We start from the raw sequence: 18,682 nt of genomic DNA on the forward strand, positions 1-18,682 counted from the left end.
AATTCTATTATCAATTATTTTAATAAAGATAAGCTAAATAAGACAGCAATAAATAGTTAAATTAGGATAATGACTATTGGGCGTGCAATTAGGTGCGTAAAATCAATTTGCTAAATCGATAAGTTTGATTAAATGGATTAACGTAATTCAATGATTAATTTAGTAAAATAAAAATTTGCATTTAAATGACAATTAATCGCATTTAATTTTTAAGTTTAATGGATCATTCACTAGTAATTGGCATGGCATATGAGACAATCCATTTTAAGTGATTATTTTTTTAACTTAATGATTTTAATTAAGTTAAAAAAATAAAATAAACGTAATATTACTAAGGTAAATTATCTTTCTGACGACAAAGGAGAGGGCATTAATGAGAGTGAATGCGTTAACGATTGCAGGAACGGACCCATCAGGCGGAGCGGGTATTCAGGCTGACCTTAAAGCCTTTTCCGCGCTCGGTGCATATGGAACCAGTGTGATGACTGCGCTGGTGGCACAAAATACGCGAGGCGTTCAATCTGTTCATAATATCCCTCCTGAGTTTGTTGCTGCTCAATTGGAATCTGTTTTAAGTGATGTGCGTATAGATGCAGCCAAGATTGGTATGCTGTCAAATCGCGATAATGTACATGTCGTTGCTGAAGCTTTGAAAAAAACACCTGTTCCCTATGTTGTACTGGACACCGTGATGGTCGCGAAAAGTGGTGACCCACTTTTATTACCGGATGCTGTAGAGACGTTAAGGTTGCAACTATTGCCGTTAGTTTCATTGATTACCCCCAATTTACCGGAAGCGGCAGTGTTACTGGATGAACCCATGGCACAAACCGAGCAACAAATGCGTGACCAAGGGAAACGGTTATTACAGTTAGGCTGCCAAGGTGTATTAATGAAAGGCGGTCACTTGATTGATACTGAAAGCCCTGATTGGCTGATCACGCCTGAAGGAGAATGGCGTTTCACTTCGCCACGGATTAACACTAAAAATACTCATGGCACAGGGTGTACATTATCGGCGGCATTGGCTGCATTACGACCACGTTATGCTGATTGGCAACAAACAGTCATTGAAGCTAAAGCTTATTTACAGGGCGCGCTTGAACAAGCAGACAGCTTAGAGGTTGGGAGTGGTTTCGGACCCGTGCACCATTTTTATCGATGGTGGTAAGGATATTAGGGGCTAGAAAAAAGAAATGGCTAGCTCAAGGGAGATTGAGCCAGCCAAGGAGGTGGTTCCTAGTCTTAATTTATGACTTTCTAGTTCTTCGTTTTCGAGAGTGACTATACGATATAGAATAACCAATTGATGTGATCTGTTGCATAAAATTGGATATTGAGTGCATTTTTTAGTGAGACTGTCAATAACGAGAATGATTCTCAACTAAAATAAAGCACAAAATGAGCGTTTTTTACACAAAAACATAAGAAAAAGCCCACCGTCATCGACCATGGGCTTTTATTCAGAAAACGTGGTGAGTGGATAGCAAGCTACACTACCCGAAAATTACGCTTTTTCGACTTGAGCTTGATGAGGATCACGGGTTGTCGTTCCCGCCAAATTACGGATTAACAAACCAAAATTAACATCCACATCTTCAGGAATTGGTAGGTAAACCACATGCCCATTACCTGGCGCAACATCCACGGATTCGCCTTTGCGGTTGGTCAATGAATCCAGCGTAAAGACAATATTACCCGCGGGTGTCATGAGCTCTAAGCTATCACCGACGCTAAATTTATTTTTCACATCGACTTCCGCTAAGCCATTCACGCGGTTACCCGTAAATTCACCCACAAATTGCTGAGTATCTGAAACAGAATAACCATACTCATAAGTTTGGTAAGCATCATGGGTATGGCGGCGTAAGAAACCTTCGGTATAGCCACGGTGTGCTAACCCTTCAAGCGTAGAGAGCAGGCTCGGGTCAAATGGCTTACCTGCAACAGCATCATCAATAGCGCGACGATACACTTGGGCTGTACGTGCACAATAATAGAATGACTTAGTACGACCTTCGATTTTCAGTGAGTGAACACCCATCTTAGTCAGTGTCTCGACGTGCTCAATAGCGCGTAAGTCCTTGGAGTTCATGATATACGTACCATGCTCATCCTCAAAGGCGGTCATGTATTCGCCTGGGCGCATCGCTTCTTCAATCATGTACACTTTATCAGTTGGCGCACCTTCACCCAGTGTAGGTGCAACATTTTTCACTGGGATAGGCTCATGCATATGCACGATGTTGCCCACGTCGTCTTCTTTACCTTCTTGGACTTTATATTCCCAACGGCATGCATTGGTACAGGTTCCTTGGTTCGGGTCGCGTTTATTAATATAGCCAGAAAGCAGGCAGCGCCCTGAATATGCCATACACAGTGCACCGTGTACAAAGACTTCAAGCTCAATTTCAGGGACTTGCTGGCGGATCTCAGCAATTTCTTCCAAGGAGAGCTCGCGAGATAAAATGACGCGGGTTAATCCCATTTGTTTCCAGAATTTGACGGAAGCCCAGTTGACGGCGTTTGCTTGAACCGATAAGTGAATATCCATATCTGGGAATGCTTCACGCACCATCATGATAAGTCCTGGGTCGGACATAATGAGTGCATCGGGTCCCATTTCGATCACGGGGGTCAGGTCGCGAATAAACGTTTTTAGCTTGGCGTTATGCGGGGCAATGTTGACGACCACATAGAATTTTTTACCAAGTTCGTGGGCTTCGTTGATCCCTTTAGCGAGATTCTCATGGTTAAATTCGTTATTGCGCACACGTAGGCTGTAGCGAGGTTGACCGGCATATACCGCATCGGCACCGTAAGCAAACGCATAACGCATGTTCTTCAAGGAACCTGCTGGGGATAATAATTCTGGTGTAAACATGTTAGTTCTCAGTCTGATGTCAGGTCAGCACCATGCCGGATGGCATGGTGTAAAAATTCGAGGGTGGGGATTTTAACGCTAAATGCGGGGAATGCCAAATTTCCCTTGTAAAAAACAGGGTTATAATTTTGTTACAAGGGAATGGCTGAATTAGATATCGTCCCAGCGATAGCCTAAACCGTAGATAGAGCGAATAAATGTTTTTTCGTTATCTAATGATTCCAGCTTACGGCGTAAATTTTTTACATGGCTATCAATCGTTCTGTCTGTCACCACACGGTGGTCGTCATATAAAATATCCAGTAATTGATCCCGAGAAAAGACGGTACCTGCATTATCGGAGAGAAATTTTAGCAGACGAAACTCCGCGGGTGTCAGTTCCAGTAATTTGTCACCGTAACGAACTTGAAAGGCATTTTCATCGATAATTAATTGGGTTTCATGGTGGTTTGCTGAAGTCGATGAGCGTTGACAGCGGCGCAAAATAGTTTTCACGCGAGCGACAACTTCTCGAGGACTAAATGGCTTACAAACATAATCATCAGCACCAATTTCTAATCCTAACAAACGGTCAATTTCTTCCGTTTTTGCTGTCACCATAATCACGGGGACGTCACTGAATTGACGCAGCTCACGGCAAACCGAAATGCCATCAAGCCCCGGCAGCATTAAATCTAACAAAATGAGATCGGGGAAATGTTTTTGGACATAAGGGATCACTTCATCTCCGCGCATCAGTAGCGCAGGGACATAGCCAGAGGCTTGTAAATAATCGAACAAGAGCTGTCCCAGCTTGGGTTCATCTTCAACAATCAAAACATGGTAACTATTTGATTCGGAAAAATTTTTCTCAGGCAAAGTCACTATTCAGTCTCCAAAGTCGCGATGGGAAGTTGAATGGTCACCTTCACGCCGCCTAGTGTGGAAGGCGCCGCAGAGATAGTACCGTTATGCGCTTCGACAATATTATAGCAAATGGCAAGCCCTAAACCTGAGCCGCCACTCGCACGGTTGCGAGATGCTTCAACACGATAAAATCGCTCAAAGAGGTGCTGACATTGTTCAACGCTAAGCCCTGGGGCACTGTCTTCCCATTCAATAATGAGTTGTTGATTTTGTTGCGTTACGCTAACGGCAATCTTACCGTGTGGATCTGTATAACGCAGACTATTTTCCATCAAATTATAGAATAGTTGGTTTATGCGGTCAGGGTCAGCAAAGAGGGGAGAATGGCTAGAAAACTGAGTGTTTAATGTCAGTTGTCTATCTTCCAAGCGCCATTTAGCTTGCCCTAAATTCATCTCAATAATGGGAATAATATCGATGGATTGCATGCGATATACCAAGGAACCGCGATCGGATAAGGAGAGCTGGTGTAGGTCATTGACAAGCTTGATCAGCGTCTGTGTTTCATTGAGTAATGAGTTTATGGTTTCTGGAGTTGCTTGGCGAACACCATCCTGCACGGCTTCAAGTTCACCACGTAAGACGGAGAGTGGGGTGCGTAGTTCATGGGAGATATCGGCCATATAATCACGGCGCATCTGCTCATTTTTTTCGAGTGTAGAAGCTAGGTGATTAAAATCCTTGGCGAGCTGTCCCAATTCATCTTGACCAACCTCAGAAACCCGCGCACTGAAATCGCCTTTTGCTAATTGGTGAGTGCCTTCCAATAACCGTTTGATGGGCTTTAAGAATCCGCGAGCCAAAAAGAGGGTAACTAACAGTGCAACAAATAGCGATAATCCTGCAATTAGCCAGCTAATATGCATCTGTTGAGTATCGAAACGCTGGTCTAACTCATTACTGATGCCACTTTCATAGCTGGCAATCAGCCAGCCTACCGTTGTCCCTTGGCTAGTTTTTACGGGAACTCGGATCACTTGCTCTGGAGGCCGTTCTCGCCCCCAAATAAGGTTATCTTTAGCATCAAAAACCCAAAACATCCCGCGCATACGCTTATGTCCATGCCCTGGACCTGGACTCTGATGTTGGTTATCAACATTGCGTAAAATACGGAAAAACATGCGCTCATCACTCGCAAGAAATCGCCAACTTCCCTCTTCCTCATATTGTTCAGCGAGTGCGGAGGAAAGTAGCTCAGCACGTTGTTGGTCGTTCTCTTTGATATAGTCAATAAAGCCGTGCTGAAACCCCATACGCACCCCTTGGTGCATTATGACAACCAGCAGCAAACAGGTGGCAAAAATCGCGATGAACAAACGGGTACTAAGGCTGGTAAGTTTAAGCTTCATGGGTTTTCTCCTGCACAGAATGCGCTGAACGTGAGAAACGCTGTCTTAGGCTATCAAAACTGAGGTACACCACGGGGGTTGTAAATAGGGTCAATAGCTGGCTCATGATTAGCCCGCCCACGATGGCGATCCCCAAGGGCTGACGTAGTTCTGCGCCGTCACCGGTGCCTAACATCAAGGGGAGTGCACCAAAAATCGCTGCAAGCGTGGTCATGACGATAGGGCGAAAACGCAATAGGCTAGCGCGTAAGATGGCTTCGCGAGCGGATAAGTGGGCGTTACGTTGTGCTTGGAGCGCGAAGTCCACCATGATAATGGCATTTTTCATGACAATCCCAATGAGTAACATAATCCCAATTAAAGCAATCAAGCTAAATGGCGTATCAAACAATTCAAGGGCTAATAATGCCCCCACGCCTGCGGAAGGCAGGGTGGAAAGAATCGTAAGCGGGTGAATATAGCTTTCATACAAAATACCCAATACCAAATAGACGGTGACAATTGCTGCTAAAATTAAAAATAACTGTGATTTTAACGTTTCTTGGAATACCTGAGCGGTTCCGGCAAAAGTGCCTCGTACGGTAGAGGGGACACCCAGTGATGTCATGGTTTTTTCTACGGCATCAATTGCATCATTTAAGGTATAGCCATCCGCTACGTTAAACGAGATGGTGGACGCGGCAGATAATCCTTGGTGATTCACACTCAGCGGCGCATTGGCGGGTTGCCAGCGTGCAAAATAGGAAAGGGGAATGGCGTCTCCCTGTTTGTTGACCACAAACATTTTATCCAGTGAGCTCACGTCTTGTGTATATTCGGGTGCCACTTCCATCACCACTTTATACTGGTTCATCGCTTCATAAATGGTAGAAATTTGACGTTGACCAAAGGCGTTGTTGAGCAGATTGTTCGCATCACGCACATCGATCCCCAGTTGCGCCATCAAATCGCGGTCATAGGTTAATGCCATCTCCGCGCCTTTATCTTCTTTATCGGAGTTCACATCGGTTAACTGAGGTAAATCCCCTAGAGCTCGGCGAATAGCGGGCTCCCATGAACGTAATGCATCCAGCTCATCGGCTAACAGGGTAAATTGATAGCTAGCTTCGGATTGACGTCCTCCCACGCGGATATCTTGCACGGGCATCATAAATAAGTTGGCACCGGGTTCTTTCGCCAGTTTCATGCGCAAGCGGTTAATCACGCTGTTAGCACTCTCTTTGCGCTCATCCAGTGGCTTTAAGGAGATAAACATAGAGCCACTGTTGACGCGGCTGCCGCCCGTAAATCCAGTGACGCTATCCACGGCAGGATCCGCTTTTACTTGCTGCATAAAGCTCGTCATTTTTTGCTTCATTGACTGGAATGAGATGCTTTGGTCTGCACGGACAAAACCCAGTAACCGCCCAGTATCTTGTTCTGGGAAAAAGGCTTTAGGAATTGAAATATACAGATAAACATTTAAACCAATAGCTGCAATTAATACGGCTAATACACTGCGTCGATGAGAAAGTACCCAATTTAACGTGACGCCGTAACTTTCTTGTAGCCGAATAAGCACTCGACCAAAGCCTTGGCGCTTAGCATTAACTTTATCATCTCTCTTTTTCAGTAAATGTGCACACATCATCGGGGTTAATGTGAGGGAAATGATCAATGAAATCCCAATAGCGGTCGAGAGTGTGATGGCGAATTCCCGGAATAAGCGCCCGACTAGCCCGTCCATCAGGAGTAAAGGAATAAACACGGCGACTAAAGAAATACTCATGGAGACAACGGTAAAACCCACTTCAGAAACCCCTTTAATGGCGGCAATAAAGGGCTTGCGACCATTTTCGATATGCCGTGAAATGTTCTCCAAGACCACAATGGCATCGTCCACCACAAAGCCGGTTGCAACGGTCAGCGCCATGAGTGATAGGTTATTGAGGCTAAATCCGCATAAATACATTGCAGTAAATGTGCCTATTAGCGAAACAGGCACGGCAATAGCCGGAATAAGCGTGGCACGACCAGAGCGTAAAAAGAGCAGCACGACGAGAATAACAAGCGCGATCGCAATCATTAATGCCCTTTCTACTTCCGCAAGGGAGGCTTTAATGGTCGGTGTTCTATCTTGTGCGACTTGAAGATCGATGGCGGCAGGGATCATGTCCTTAAATTCAGGTATTTCTTCACGAATGCGTTTTACAGTCTCAATGATATTGGCACCCGCTTCTCGACGAATAATCATGAGGATCGCAGGTTCACCACTGGACATTCCCGCAGCTCGTACGTTCTGTACCGAATCTTTTACCGTTGCCACATCACTGAGTTTAACGGCATTACCGTTACTGTAATGGACAATAATCGGGCGATAATCTGCTGCTTTTTTCAGTTCATCATTGGTCTGAACTTGGTATCGGTTATCTGGGTTATTGATATAACCTTGGGGTTGACGCACATTGGCGCTACTGATTGCAGAGCGGACTGCATCCAGAGAAACCCCTTGATTGAATAATGCCGTGGGGTTGAGTTCCACTCGTACTGCGGGCAGGGAGCCACCACCCACAGTCACTTCACTGACACCTTCAATTTGTGCAATACGTTGTGCTAAACGTGTCGATGCCACATCGTACATTTCCCCAGTGCTTAGGGTATTTGATGTAAGTGTTAAAATCATAATGGGGGCATCAGACGGGTTCGATTTATAGTAACGCGGGCGGCTTGGCATGCCGCTAGGTAATAGGTTTTGCGCTGCATTCAATGCAGCTTGTACTTCACGGGCGGCATTATTGATATCTTTTGTGAGATCGAACTCTAAGGTGATAGTGGTACTCCCTAACGAGCTGCTGGATGTCATCTCATTTAAGCCTGCGATACTGCCGAGTGAACGCTCAAGTGGGGTCGCAATCGAGGATGCCATTGTTTCTGGTGATGCACCGGGAAGTGACGCTGACACTCTTATTACTGGGTAGTCGACCTGTGGCAGGGGCGCCACAGGTAAAAATAGAAAGCTCAATGCACCGCATAAGGTAATGGCAACACTGATTAAGGTGGTTGCTACCGGACGGCTGATGAATAAAGCAAAGAAGCGTTTCATTAAGACTCCTGTGCCTTGCGCTCACGATGATTAAAGCGATGGGCTAAGCGGTCAAACATCAGGTAGATCACTGGGGTGGTGAAGAGCGTCAAAATTTGGCTCATGATCAGTCCACCGACCATACAGACTCCCAATGGTTGGCGTAATTCCGCACCCACACCCGTGCTTAACATTAACGGTAATGCACCTAATAAGGCAGCCATCGTGGTCATCAGGATTGGACGAAAACGCAGTAAACAGGCCTGATAAATCGCATCATATGGGGATAAACCTTGTTCACGCTCAGCAGCAAGCGCAAAGTCAATCATCATAATGGCGTTCTTTTTCACAATTCCGATCAGCAAAATAATACCGATGATGGCTATTACATCTAGCTCATTTCCTGCCATCATTAAGGCAAGTAGCGCCCCGACTCCAGCGGTTGGCAGAGTGGATAATATAGTGATTGGATGAATAAAGCTTTCATACAGAATGCCCAACACGATATACATGGCGATGATCGCGGCAAAAATAAGCCAAACTGTGCTACTCAATGCCGCTTCAAAGGCGAGTGTTGCCCCTTGGAATTGCGTGGTGATGGATTTTGGCATGGCAATGTTTTTTTCTGCCAGCTTAACCGCGTTAACTGCGGACTCTAATGAAGAGCCCTCTGCGACATCGAAAGAAAACGTGACGGAAGGGAACTGATCAAGGTGATTGATGGCGAGAGGGCCATAACCTTCTTGAATATTCACTAAGGTGTTGAGCGGCACCATGGCACCATCCGTCCCTTTCAGGCGAATATCATTCAGTGCATCCATTCCATCACGGGTTTGGGTGTTATGCTCTAAAATAACGCGATACTGATTCGCTTGGGTATAGATAGTCGAGATCATGCGCTGGCCAAAGGCGTTATACAGGGCATTATCGATATTTGACATCGTAATGCCAAAACGACTTGCGGTATCCCGATCCACATTCACATAGGCGACTAACCCTTTGTCTTGCCAGTCACTACTGACATCCACAAGTTCGGGTTGTTGGTTAAGGGCGTCAATTAACTTTGGTACCCAAGTACTGAGCTCATCGAGGGAGCCGGCTTGCAGTGTAAACTGATACGGAGTACGAGAAACTTGTGTATCAATGGTTAAATCTTGTGAAGGTTGCAGATAGAGGTTTACTCCTGCAACATTGCTAGTGGCTTGCTGTAGGCGGGGAATAATGGTGGGTACTCGGTCATCACGTTGATCAAGGGGCTTCAATGTGATTTGAATACGGGCATTATTTAGCGTGGCATTATTGCCATCGATTCCCACATAGGTGGTGACGTTTTCAACGGCAGGGTCGGACAGAATAATTCCCGCCACTTCTTGCTGTTTTTTCGACATAGCCGCAAATGAAATGGATTGGCGACTCTCAATAGTGCCCTGAATAATACCGCTATCTTGCAGTGGGAAGAAACCTTTCGGGATCCACATATACAGCAGCACAGTCAGCACCAAGGTTCCTAGTGCGACACACAGTGTTAGCCATTGGTGGTTAAGAACGCGTTTTAACCATACTCCATAGCCCGCAATCATCCATTCAAAAAAGTGCTCGCAGGCGATTTCAAAACGGTTATGTTTATGCTGGGATTCTGGCTTGAGTAAGCGAGCACACATCATTGGGGTGAGTGTGAGGGATACCACGGCAGAGATCAAAATCGCCACCGCCAAGGTGATCGCAAATTCACGGAATAGACGCCCGACAATGTCTCCCATAAACAGCAGTGGGATCAGCACGGCAACCAATGAAAACGTCAGCGAAATAATGGTGAAGCCGATTTCTCCGGCGCCTTTTAATGCCGCAACGACAGGCTTATCGCCTTGTTCAAGATAACGGGAGATATTTTCAATCACCACGATGGCATCATCGACGACAAATCCCGTTGCGATGGTGAGTGCCATTAACGTCAGGTTATTGACAGAGAAACCACAGAAATACATCACCGCAAAGGTGCCGACGAGGGATAGCGGTACGGCAATACCGGGGATCAATGTCGCGATACCATTGCGCAGGAACAGGTAAATCACCATGACTACAAGGGCGATGGCAAGCATCAATTCAAATTGAACATCATTCACGGAGGCGCGTATCGTACTGGTGCGGTCCGTTAAAATATCCACGTTGACGGAGGCTGGCAGACTTTCAATGAGCTCAGGCAGTAAGGCACGAATGGTGTCTGTGGTGCTAATGACGTTAGCGTCGGGCTGGCGCTGAACATTGATGACAATCGCTTGCTGGCTATTTGCCCATGCACCGAGGTAAGCGTTTTCTGCTCCTTGTTCGATAGTTGCAATATCACCAAGACGTACAGGCGCGCCATTTTGGAATGCCACAATCAGCTTGCGATAATCATCAAGCGACTTCATTTGGTCATTGGCAGATAAAGTTACCGCACGAGTTGGACCATCAAAGCTCCCTTTTGCGGAGTTGACGTTAGCGTTATTAATCGCGGTACGAATCGTTTCGCTATCTAGCCCTTTAGCCGCCATGGCTTGGGGATTAAGATTCACGCGGACAGCAGGGCGCTGCCCACCGGCTAAGGTAACCAAACCGACACCCGTTACTTGAGATATTTTCTGCGCAACGCGAGTTTCAATAATATCTTGTACTTGAGTCAGCGGCATGGCATCGGAGGTGACGGCTAACGTTAAGACAGGGGGATCCGCAGGATTCACTTTATTGTAAATCGGTGGATACGGTAAATCAGAGGGTAATAAGCTGGTGGCAGAGTTAATTGCCGCTTGGACTTCTTGCTCTGCAACATCTAAAGGGAGCGAAAGCTGGAACATGAGCGTGATCACCGACGCGCCACCAGAGCTGCGTGATGACATTTGCTGTAAGCCAGACATTTGACCAAATTGTGTTTCCAACGGAGCGGTGATCGCCGATGTCATGACGTCAGGGCTGGCCCCCGGATACAGAGTGACGACTTGGATCGTTGGATAGTCAACTTCGGGCAATGCAGAAACAGGTAAAAAACGGTAGCCGATGATCCCTGCCAGTAAGATTGCCACCATAAATAATGTGGTCGCCACTGGACGCAGAATAAAGAGGCGAGACGGACCTCCGCCTTTAAGGGATTCAGGCTGCATTAGGCTTTCTCCGCACTATTGCGAGGTTTTCTCTCTGCGGAAGTGGACTTTTTCTCGATGGATGACGCATTAACAACCTCCACCTTCGCGCCATCCGTGAGCTTATCAACCCCATCGGTGATGACTTTGGTATTGGCGGATAACCCACTTTCAATGACCACTTGCTGACTGTCTTGAATACCTACGGTGACAAGATGCTTCGCGACGGTACCTTCATCATTCAGAACCCAAACGTAGTGCCCTTCATTCCCCATTTGCAGGGCGGCGGTTGGGATAACGACAGCATTTTGTAACGTTTCTACTTGCATTTTGACGTTGACAAATTGGTTCGGAAACAGCTTTTGCTCTTCGTTGGTAAAGCGTGCTTTAATTTTGAGTGTGCCTGTTGCGGGGTCAATTTGGTTGTCGGTACTCAATAATTCCCCTTGGGCAATCATGGCAATATTGTTGCGATCCCACGCTTCAATCAGCACTTTTTTACCCGCAGCTTGTGCTTGCTGTATGGCGGGAATATCGCCTTCAGGTAAGGCGAATAGAACGTCAGCAGGTTGTGTTTGGGTGATCACGACAATAGGGGTGGAAGTACCCGAAGAGATAAAGTTACCAACATCAACCTGTTTTAAACCCACCCGTCCAGCAATAGGGGCAGTGATTTTGCTGTAAGTCAGCTGCAGTTTGGCATTGTCGACGGCAGCTTGGTCAACTTTAATACTGCCTTCTGCCTGTAAAACCGTGGCACGTTGATTATCCAGCTCTTGTTGCGAAATGACTTTAGTACCTGCGAGTTTTTGGTAGCGAGTGAGATCTAAACGGGCATTGGCTAAGGCGGCTTTATCTTTTGCCAACTGACCTTCTGCTTGAGCGAGCTGAACCTCGAAAGGGCGAGGGTCAATTTGTGCTAATAAATCACCGGCTTTAACGGATTGGCCTTCAGTGAAGTAGATGTGCATTAACTGACCTTCAACGCGGCTGGTCACCGTCACCATGTTGGCGGCTTGCACGGTTCCTAAACCGGATAAGAAACGCGGAACGACTTTTTCTTGTGCCGTAGCAAACTGCACAGGGGCTAAGGGACGAGACGGTCTTCCACCTGCTTTTTTCGCTTGTCCACCCGGTGTTGCACTCGCTGTTGTTGGTACTTCATTTTGATTATTTTTATGGTAGACATACCACGTTGTACCAGCTACTGCGATTATCGCAACAAACAGGGCAGATCGAGTCCAAATTGTACGGCGTTTCTGTGTCGTCATGGTGGGTCATTCGCTTAACTCAAAAGAGTGGGTAAAATCCGTCAGGCTATAGGCTAAAAAACTAACGAAAAAGAGTTAGTTAGACATAATAATAGTTTAACTTGATAGGTACAAAGAAAAATGGAGGAATTATGAATAAGTGTCAATTTATGTACGTCCTGAGTATACGTATATCTACTTGCCGTGACGTACCTATTTAATCAGCGTTAGCGCTAATTAAGTTTAGGACATAATACAATATAAACAAAAATCATTCTTCACCTAATAATTCAATGAATTACCTGAGCTAAATTTGATTAAGAAATGAGTTGTTCAAGCGTATATAAATAAAAAATTAGCGCGGTTAGCGTCGGGATTATAAAGTGAATTGGCTCACAGCAGAAAGAGTCAATAATCGTAGCTAATAAGTAATTACATTAAAAGGAATTTAATAGATGAACTTATCGAATACCATGGATTTATTTGAGCGGGTCTCTGAATCTGCATTGTCTGAGCCTGGTCTTAGCCCAAAATTTGAACAAGAAATAACGCTCGAGATGAAGATCAAAAAATTGGTTGATGAGGTACAACCTTTTGACCCGCTAATCAAAGGTTATTTCGAAGCTCCACAATCTAAGTTTGCATTGTCTGAGCCTTGTCTTGGCCCAGACATTGAACAAGAAATAACGCTCGAGATGAAGGTGAAACAATTGGTTGATGAGGCACAATCTTTTGATCCGCTAGTCACAGATTGTTTCGGGTCATCACAAGCTGAAATGGTCGCTTCTGCTTTAAGCAGTTTTCCTCAGGCAGATATTATGACCTCAAATACTGTTGGGGATATTAATATCAAATATGGCTATGGCATGCCAATTGTGGGACACCATCCAATTATTTAGATAAAAACTGTACTCAGTACACTATGTGATTATTAATAATAAAAGCCACCATTAAGGTGGCTTTTATTGGTTTAGACTAATCGATAACTATTGAATTGTACTGGTATTTAAAACCGGTGCTTTCTCATTTTGCTGTGTTTCATTTGCACTCCAACCTTTCCATGACAGTGGAATAAAGGCTACCGCTACGGCTAATAATGAAACGCCTGCTACATAGTATGCTGGTGCCATGTGAGATTGTTGTAACCATGCATCCGTTAAGATTGGGGTTAATCCACCAAATACGGCATAAGCCAAGTTATAGGCGAATGATAAGCCGGAGAAACGAATTTCTGGTGGGAACGCACGAGTACTGATAATTGGCGTTGTTGCAATTGCACCCACAAAGAAGCCCATTAATGCATAGTTAAACGTTAAGGTACTCGCAGAAATATCGGATGATAAAGTCGAGTAGAAATAGATAGCTGTGACCGCTAATCCACCCCAAGATAACGTCATTGAGGTACGCGTTCCTGCTTTATCCCCTAACCAACCCCAGAAAATGCAGCCTAAAGTTAACGTTAATGTTGCCGCACAGTTGGCTTGCAAAGCCATGTTACGGTCAATGCCATAAATACCTTTTAATACCACGTCAGGCGTCATCAAAATGGTGACAACGATAGCGGTAGACAGTGACCACGTCAGTGCAGCGGTGATCATGCAAGCTTGTTTATGGGATTTAACCACGGTTTTTACTGGCAATTCTTTGGTTAACGCTTTTTTAGCCGCCATCTCTTTGAAAATAGGCGTTTCTTGTAAGAAACGACGCAGATACACAGAGATAAAACCAAAAATACCGCCTAAAATAAATGGAATACGCCAAGCAAAATCATGCACTTCTTGAGTGGTATAAGAGCGTTCAATGATAATGGCAACGATAGATCCCAGTAAAATCCCACCGGTGATCCCGGAAGTTAACGTGCCAACACCTAATCCATAACGTTGTTTTGGGGTATGTTCGGCAATGAACACCCACGCACCCGGCATTTCACCACCGATAGCCGCACCTTGCATGATGCGCATTAATAACAGTAACAGTGGTGCAGCGGCACCAATGGATTCAAATGTAGGCAAGAAACCAATAATAAATGTTGGGAAGGCCATTAAGAAAATACTTAAAGTAAACATTTTCTTACGACCGATTTTGTCGCCAAAGTGAGCCATGATAATACCGCCCAATGGGCGAGCAAGGTAACCCGCAGCAAACAGACCCAGTGTCGCCATTAGTGCGAGAAATTCATTATCACCCGGGAAAAAGAGTTGGGAAATAATCTTCGCGTAAAAGACGAAAATAACGAAATCATAAAATTCTAATGTGCCACCTAATGAGGATAAGCCCAATGTTTTATAATCTTCTTTGCCCAACGGTCTAGCCGCGGGCTGGCTGGTTGTTTGCGATGTCATAATTCTGTCCTTCTAAATACACAACATTTCAATATTAGCGCGATGGGGTTATTTGTAATAATAGGTACGTTAAATAGCGAAGTAATTAATATTATTTAGCAAAGGATAAGAGAGATAAAACGAGGGAAAATAAACCTAGGTAATACTCTGTATCTCTAACGTGCCTTCATTTATAGCAGAAAGTTTCATATTCTGTAAACTGCCACCCTTAAAACAAGCATAAGATTCTATTTAGTTTCCAAAGGTTGAATATGTATTCCGATTGATAATCAAATGTCACGATATGATATTAATAAAATAATAATTACAGACGATTGTATATTTGAAGCGAAAAAATAAGGACAAAAAAAGCAATAAATAAAAGAACAGGGTTCTATTTGGTAAGAAATTAATTAATATTAATAAATCTTATCAGTAAAAAAATATAATTATTTAACAGGGGATAAGGCTATTTATATAAATAATACACGTCTGTTTGAGTTGTTTCAGATTCGTGTTTTGGTATATATGAGAGGTTTTTAGAAAAAAAATGGGTTTTTATAAACCCGCATACTTTTCATAAGGGGAAGTATGCGGGCTAGGTTATCAGACTAAGAACAGGGTGGCTAAACCTAAGAAAATAAAGAAACCACCGGTATCAGTAATTGCAGTGATCATGACGCTAGAGCCGATAGCAGGGTCTTTACCCATCTTAATCATAATCAACGGGATAAGAACGCCCATGATAGCAGCCATGAGCAGGTTCAGTATCATCGCAAGCGTCATGACGGCACCCATGGCGAGATCGCCGTAGAGTAAGTAGGTAACAACACCCATGATCCCCCCCCAGACAATACCGTTAATCAAGGCAACGCCAAGCTCTCGAAGCATTAGGAAAGAGAAGCTACCGTTTTGGATTTGGTGTAAGGCAATTGCCCGCACAATCATGGTAATAGTCTGGTTCCCGGTGTTACCACCGATACCTGCCACGATTGGCATCAAAGTGGCTAGGGCAACGAGCTGTGAAATAGTATCTTCAAATACGCCGATCACACGAGAAGCGACGAAAGCGGTACAGAGGTTAATGGCTAACCAAGTCCAACGTGTTTTAACCGCTTGACCCACAGGGGCGAATACGTCTTCTTCAGGACTCAACCCCCCCATACGGCGAATGCTGTTGTCATTTTCTTCGCTAATATTATCAACGATATCTTCAACCGTGAGTCGCCCCATAAGTAACCCATTACTGTCGACGACGGCAGCGGAAATTAAGTCGTAACGTTCGAACGCGCTTGCGGCGTCTTCACCTTTTTCATCGGGCAAAAAGGTGACGGTATCCGTTTTCATGACATCAGCGACAATACGTTCTGGTGCTTGAATCAAAATGGTGGTTAGCGGCAATTCACCTTGTAGGTAATTGTCTTTGTCGACAACGAAAATTTTATCTGTCGCTTCAGGTATTTTTCCACGTTGACGGAGATAGCGTTGTACTGTTTTTAGTGTGACATTGGAACGGACGGTGACGAATTCGAAATCCATCATCTGCCCAACGCTGTCTTTAGCATATTGCAGAACTTCGCGAATACGGCTTCGTAAGCTTGGATCTAAATAGGTCAGTAGGCGGCGCATGGTATCGCGCGGCAAATGTTCGGCGATATAAGCTTGTTCATCGACATGTAAACCCGCTACTGCTCGCAGCAGCTCTCGGTCTGACATATCTTTAATTAGGCTATCCCAGACTGACACCGACGCTTCAACTAACACTTCACCACGTTCGTTATTGTCAACTAAGCGCCATAGAGCGAGACGCTCATCGTAAGGCAGCATCTCAAGAATATCGGCGATATCAGCGGTGTGGAGATCAATGAGCAGTTCTTTGACTGCACTAATTTTTTCACTAAATGCTTTATCATCCATACTGACGTGTTGGTCTTTCTCGATAAGAGCATGGACAAACTCTTCGTCTTCCATGAATAACGTCAGTATTTGCTGGCGGATATACGCCAGTCTTTGTGAATGCGGATTGATTATTGTTGCCGCATCAGTTGAAAAAGCAGTTTGTGACATGTTAATCCTTAAACCATTCGGCGCCGAAGCGCTTTAAATTAATTCGCCTGCGAGGTGACGAAACATCTACCCAGTATTGTCGCTGATCCCGAAAAAATATCAAATCGGTTCATATTTCGAATAAGAAGAACAAAACAATACTGACCGCAAATCGCTATTTATTTGTTTCTATTTTTCTTAGTGGTAAAACGTTATGGCTCATTTTCTGCGCAAATAGTGAGTTTCCAGCCCGGAACCTCTTCCCAATAGGCACTTTCTTTTTCAAGATCAAGCAACATTAACGCGTTGTGTGCGAGATACTGTGCGGGTAAAAAAAGTGTCCAATGTCCATCGTCAGTTTCAATGCGCATAGACGATGGGGTTGTCGTTGATTGGCGCTGATTATTCAATAGGATGGATAAGCGCAAAATCTGAATCAACGGCATAAATTGTTTGCGTTTAAACAGGTTAAACTTTGGAATTTCATCGTACTTGATAGCGCGGCGATGGTTGCGTACTAATGTGGATAATAGCAACTGTTGTTCTTGGCTAAATCCCGGTAAATTGGTGTTTTGTAAGATATACGCGGAGTGGCGGTGCATCCCATTATGGTTAATGCTTAATCCCACCTCATGCAGCATAACCGCCCAAATTAAAATAGATTCTAATTGCGGGTTGGCTTGTTTGGGGTTCTGCTGGCGCCACTGATAATACAGCTCTTCCATGGTTTTCAAAACCCGTCGGGCTTGTTCTCGATCAATATTATAGTGCTCAGCAAGGCTGAGTGCAGTACGCTGCCGAATATCTTGGTGCCGAAAGCGACCCTCCATTTCATAGAGTACACCTTCACGTAAGGCACCATCAGAAAGACGTAATTCCTTGATTTCTAAAGAATCAAAAACAGCAATTAAAATGGCTAAGCCGGGTACAAATACTTGTTTTCTATCAGAAGAAAGACCTGGGATCTCTAATGAACGGAACGTTTTGTACTTCAGAGCCATCTGTTTGATTTTTTCGAGGCGCTCACGGGTAATGATACCGTCACGCTCCCCCATTTCCATAATGACCGCATGGGCAGCTTTGATGGTACCGGATGCCCCCATTGCCACGTCCCAAACCTGTTTCTTAAATAGTGTCGCGGTACTTTCAAGTTTTAAGCAGGCGGCTAAATAAGCGCGATTGAAATTTTCGGGTGAAATGGTTTCGTTTGGAAAATACTGGCGCGCAAAACTAACGCAGCCCATGCGACGGCTTTCAATTAAAATCGGCTCAAACTTTTCGCCGATCACTAGCTCCGTTGAACCACCGCCAATATCGATGACTAATTTGCGACCTTTTTCTGGTTGGGTGTGTTCAACGCCCATGAAAATCAGGCGCGCTTCTTCTTGCCCTGAAATGATCTCAATCGGGTAGGGAATAATGGCTTTTGCACGACGTAGAAATTCTTCAACGTTGGTGGCGACTCGTAATGAATGGGTACCAACGATGCAGACGTTATCAGGCGTGAAGCCTTGTAGACGCTCAGCAAATAGCGATAAACACGCTAAGCCACGCTCCATGGCTTCTTCACTGAGCTCATTGGTATCACTCAGCCCATCAGCAAGATGAACACGTTTTTTTAAACGGGTTAGAACTTGTAGTGCTCCATTGACAATACGCGCAATAACCATGTGAAAGCTGTTTGAACCCAAGTCAATCGCCGCAATTTCTTGCGGTCTTGGCGTAGATGAATTAGCAATTGGCATAGTA

Annotated in this window: 10 protein-coding genes and 1 pseudogene; 2 read left to right on the top strand and 9 right to left on the bottom strand. The window is 44.8% G+C overall.

The window, feature by feature from the left end; all coding sequences use genetic code 11:
• The first annotated feature begins 373 nt into the window (after nucleotides 1-373).
• Nucleotides 374-1,171: a bifunctional hydroxymethylpyrimidine kinase/phosphomethylpyrimidine kinase gene (thiD, locus tag PSF16_RS06435; protein WP_006658924.1), complete on the top strand. Its 798-nt coding sequence runs from the start codon at nucleotides 374-376 to the stop codon at nucleotides 1,169-1,171.
• A 336-nt stretch (nucleotides 1,172-1,507) separates the two neighbouring features.
• On the opposite strand, the gene trhP is transcribed toward thiD, so the two are convergent.
• The 6 genes from trhP to PSF16_RS06465 all read right to left on the bottom strand — a co-directional run bounded on the left by trhP (nucleotide 1,508) and on the right by PSF16_RS06465 (nucleotide 12,587).
• Nucleotides 1,508-2,884, bottom strand: coding sequence for a prephenate-dependent tRNA uridine(34) hydroxylase TrhP (trhP, locus tag PSF16_RS06440; RefSeq protein WP_006661587.1), 1,377 nt, complete (start codon nucleotides 2,882-2,884; stop codon nucleotides 1,508-1,510).
• Nucleotides 2,885-3,034: 150 nt separating this feature from the next.
• Nucleotides 3,035-3,748 carry a two-component system response regulator BaeR gene (baeR, locus tag PSF16_RS06445; protein WP_006661588.1) on the bottom strand — a complete coding sequence of 238 codons (714 nt, stop codon included), beginning with the start codon at nucleotides 3,746-3,748 and terminating at the stop codon, nucleotides 3,035-3,037.
• Nucleotides 3,748-5,139 carry a two-component system sensor histidine kinase BaeS gene (gene baeS / locus PSF16_RS06450; protein WP_272688985.1) on the bottom strand — a complete coding sequence of 464 codons (1,392 nt, stop codon included), beginning with the start codon at nucleotides 5,137-5,139 and terminating at the stop codon, nucleotides 3,748-3,750. The genes baeR and baeS overlap by 1 nt, the downstream gene beginning before the upstream one ends.
• Nucleotides 5,129-8,221, bottom strand: a complete 3,093-nt coding sequence (mdtC, locus tag PSF16_RS06455; RefSeq protein ID WP_272688986.1) for a multidrug efflux RND transporter permease subunit MdtC — start codon at nucleotides 8,219-8,221, stop codon at nucleotides 5,129-5,131. The genes baeS and mdtC overlap by 11 nt, the downstream gene beginning before the upstream one ends.
• Nucleotides 8,221-11,337, bottom strand: coding sequence for an MdtB/MuxB family multidrug efflux RND transporter permease subunit (locus PSF16_RS06460; protein ID WP_272688987.1), 3,117 nt, complete (start codon nucleotides 11,335-11,337; stop codon nucleotides 8,221-8,223). Before PSF16_RS06460 ends, mdtC begins: the two co-directional genes overlap by 1 nt.
• Nucleotides 11,337-12,587 (bottom strand): MdtA/MuxA family multidrug efflux RND transporter periplasmic adaptor subunit, encoded by a 1,251-nt coding sequence (locus tag PSF16_RS06465; RefSeq protein ID WP_272688988.1) that lies wholly within the window; start codon nucleotides 12,585-12,587, stop codon nucleotides 11,337-11,339. The genes PSF16_RS06460 and PSF16_RS06465 overlap by 1 nt, the downstream gene beginning before the upstream one ends.
• 434 nt (nucleotides 12,588-13,021) lie before the next feature.
• Here PSF16_RS06465 and PSF16_RS06470 point away from each other — a divergent pair, with 434 nt between their 5' ends.
• Entirely contained in the window at nucleotides 13,022-13,465 is a 444-nt protein-coding gene (locus tag PSF16_RS06470; protein ID WP_272688989.1) for a hypothetical protein, read from the top strand.
• Between the two features lie 87 nt (nucleotides 13,466-13,552).
• Here PSF16_RS06470 and PSF16_RS06475 read toward each other — a convergent pair whose 3' ends face one another.
• From PSF16_RS06475 to ppx, 3 genes and pseudogenes are all read right to left on the bottom strand, one after another.
• The gene (locus PSF16_RS06475; RefSeq protein WP_272688990.1) at nucleotides 13,553-14,908 is read right to left on the bottom strand and encodes an MFS transporter; all 1,356 of its coding nucleotides are present in this window, start codon (nucleotides 14,906-14,908) and stop codon (nucleotides 13,553-13,555) included.
• Between the two features lie 585 nt (nucleotides 14,909-15,493).
• A pseudogene (mgtE, locus tag PSF16_RS06480) lies at nucleotides 15,494-16,774 on the bottom strand (magnesium transporter); the annotation flags it as partial.
• A gap of 371 nt (nucleotides 16,775-17,145) precedes the next feature.
• A complete protein-coding gene (ppx, locus tag PSF16_RS06485; protein ID WP_272688991.1) occupies nucleotides 17,146-18,678 on the bottom strand; it encodes an exopolyphosphatase in 1,533 nt (510 codons plus the stop codon).
• Nucleotides 18,679-18,682: the final 4 nt, after the last annotated feature.

Origin of the sequence: Providencia sp. PROV033 (assembly GCF_028484855.1) — a bacterium.
GTDB classification, from domain to species: domain Bacteria; phylum Pseudomonadota; class Gammaproteobacteria; order Enterobacterales; family Enterobacteriaceae; genus Providencia; species Providencia alcalifaciens.

Bases quoted from the DNA above. Each gene is read 5' to 3' on its own strand.
- thiD (WP_006658924.1), top strand. From the start codon at position 374: ATGAGAGTGAATGCGTTAACGATTGCAGGAACGGACCCATCAGGCGGA.
- trhP (WP_006661587.1), bottom strand. From the start codon at position 2,884: ATGTTTACACCAGAATTATTATCCCCAGCAGGTTCCTTGAAGAACATG.
- baeS (WP_272688985.1), bottom strand. From the start codon at position 5,139: ATGAAGCTTAAACTTACCAGCCTTAGTACCCGTTTGTTCATCGCGATT.
- mdtC (WP_272688986.1), bottom strand. From the start codon at position 8,221: ATGAAACGCTTCTTTGCTTTATTCATCAGCCGTCCGGTAGCAACCACC.
- PSF16_RS06460 (WP_272688987.1), bottom strand. From the start codon at position 11,337: ATGCAGCCTGAATCCCTTAAAGGCGGAGGTCCGTCTCGCCTCTTTATT.
- PSF16_RS06465 (WP_272688988.1), bottom strand. From the start codon at position 12,587: ATGACGACACAGAAACGCCGTACAATTTGGACTCGATCTGCCCTGTTT.
- PSF16_RS06470 (WP_272688989.1), top strand. From the start codon at position 13,022: ATGAACTTATCGAATACCATGGATTTATTTGAGCGGGTCTCTGAATCT.
- PSF16_RS06475 (WP_272688990.1), bottom strand. From the start codon at position 14,908: ATGACATCGCAAACAACCAGCCAGCCCGCGGCTAGACCGTTGGGCAAA.
- ppx (WP_272688991.1), bottom strand. From the start codon at position 18,678: ATGCCAATTGCTAATTCATCTACGCCAAGACCGCAAGAAATTGCGGCG.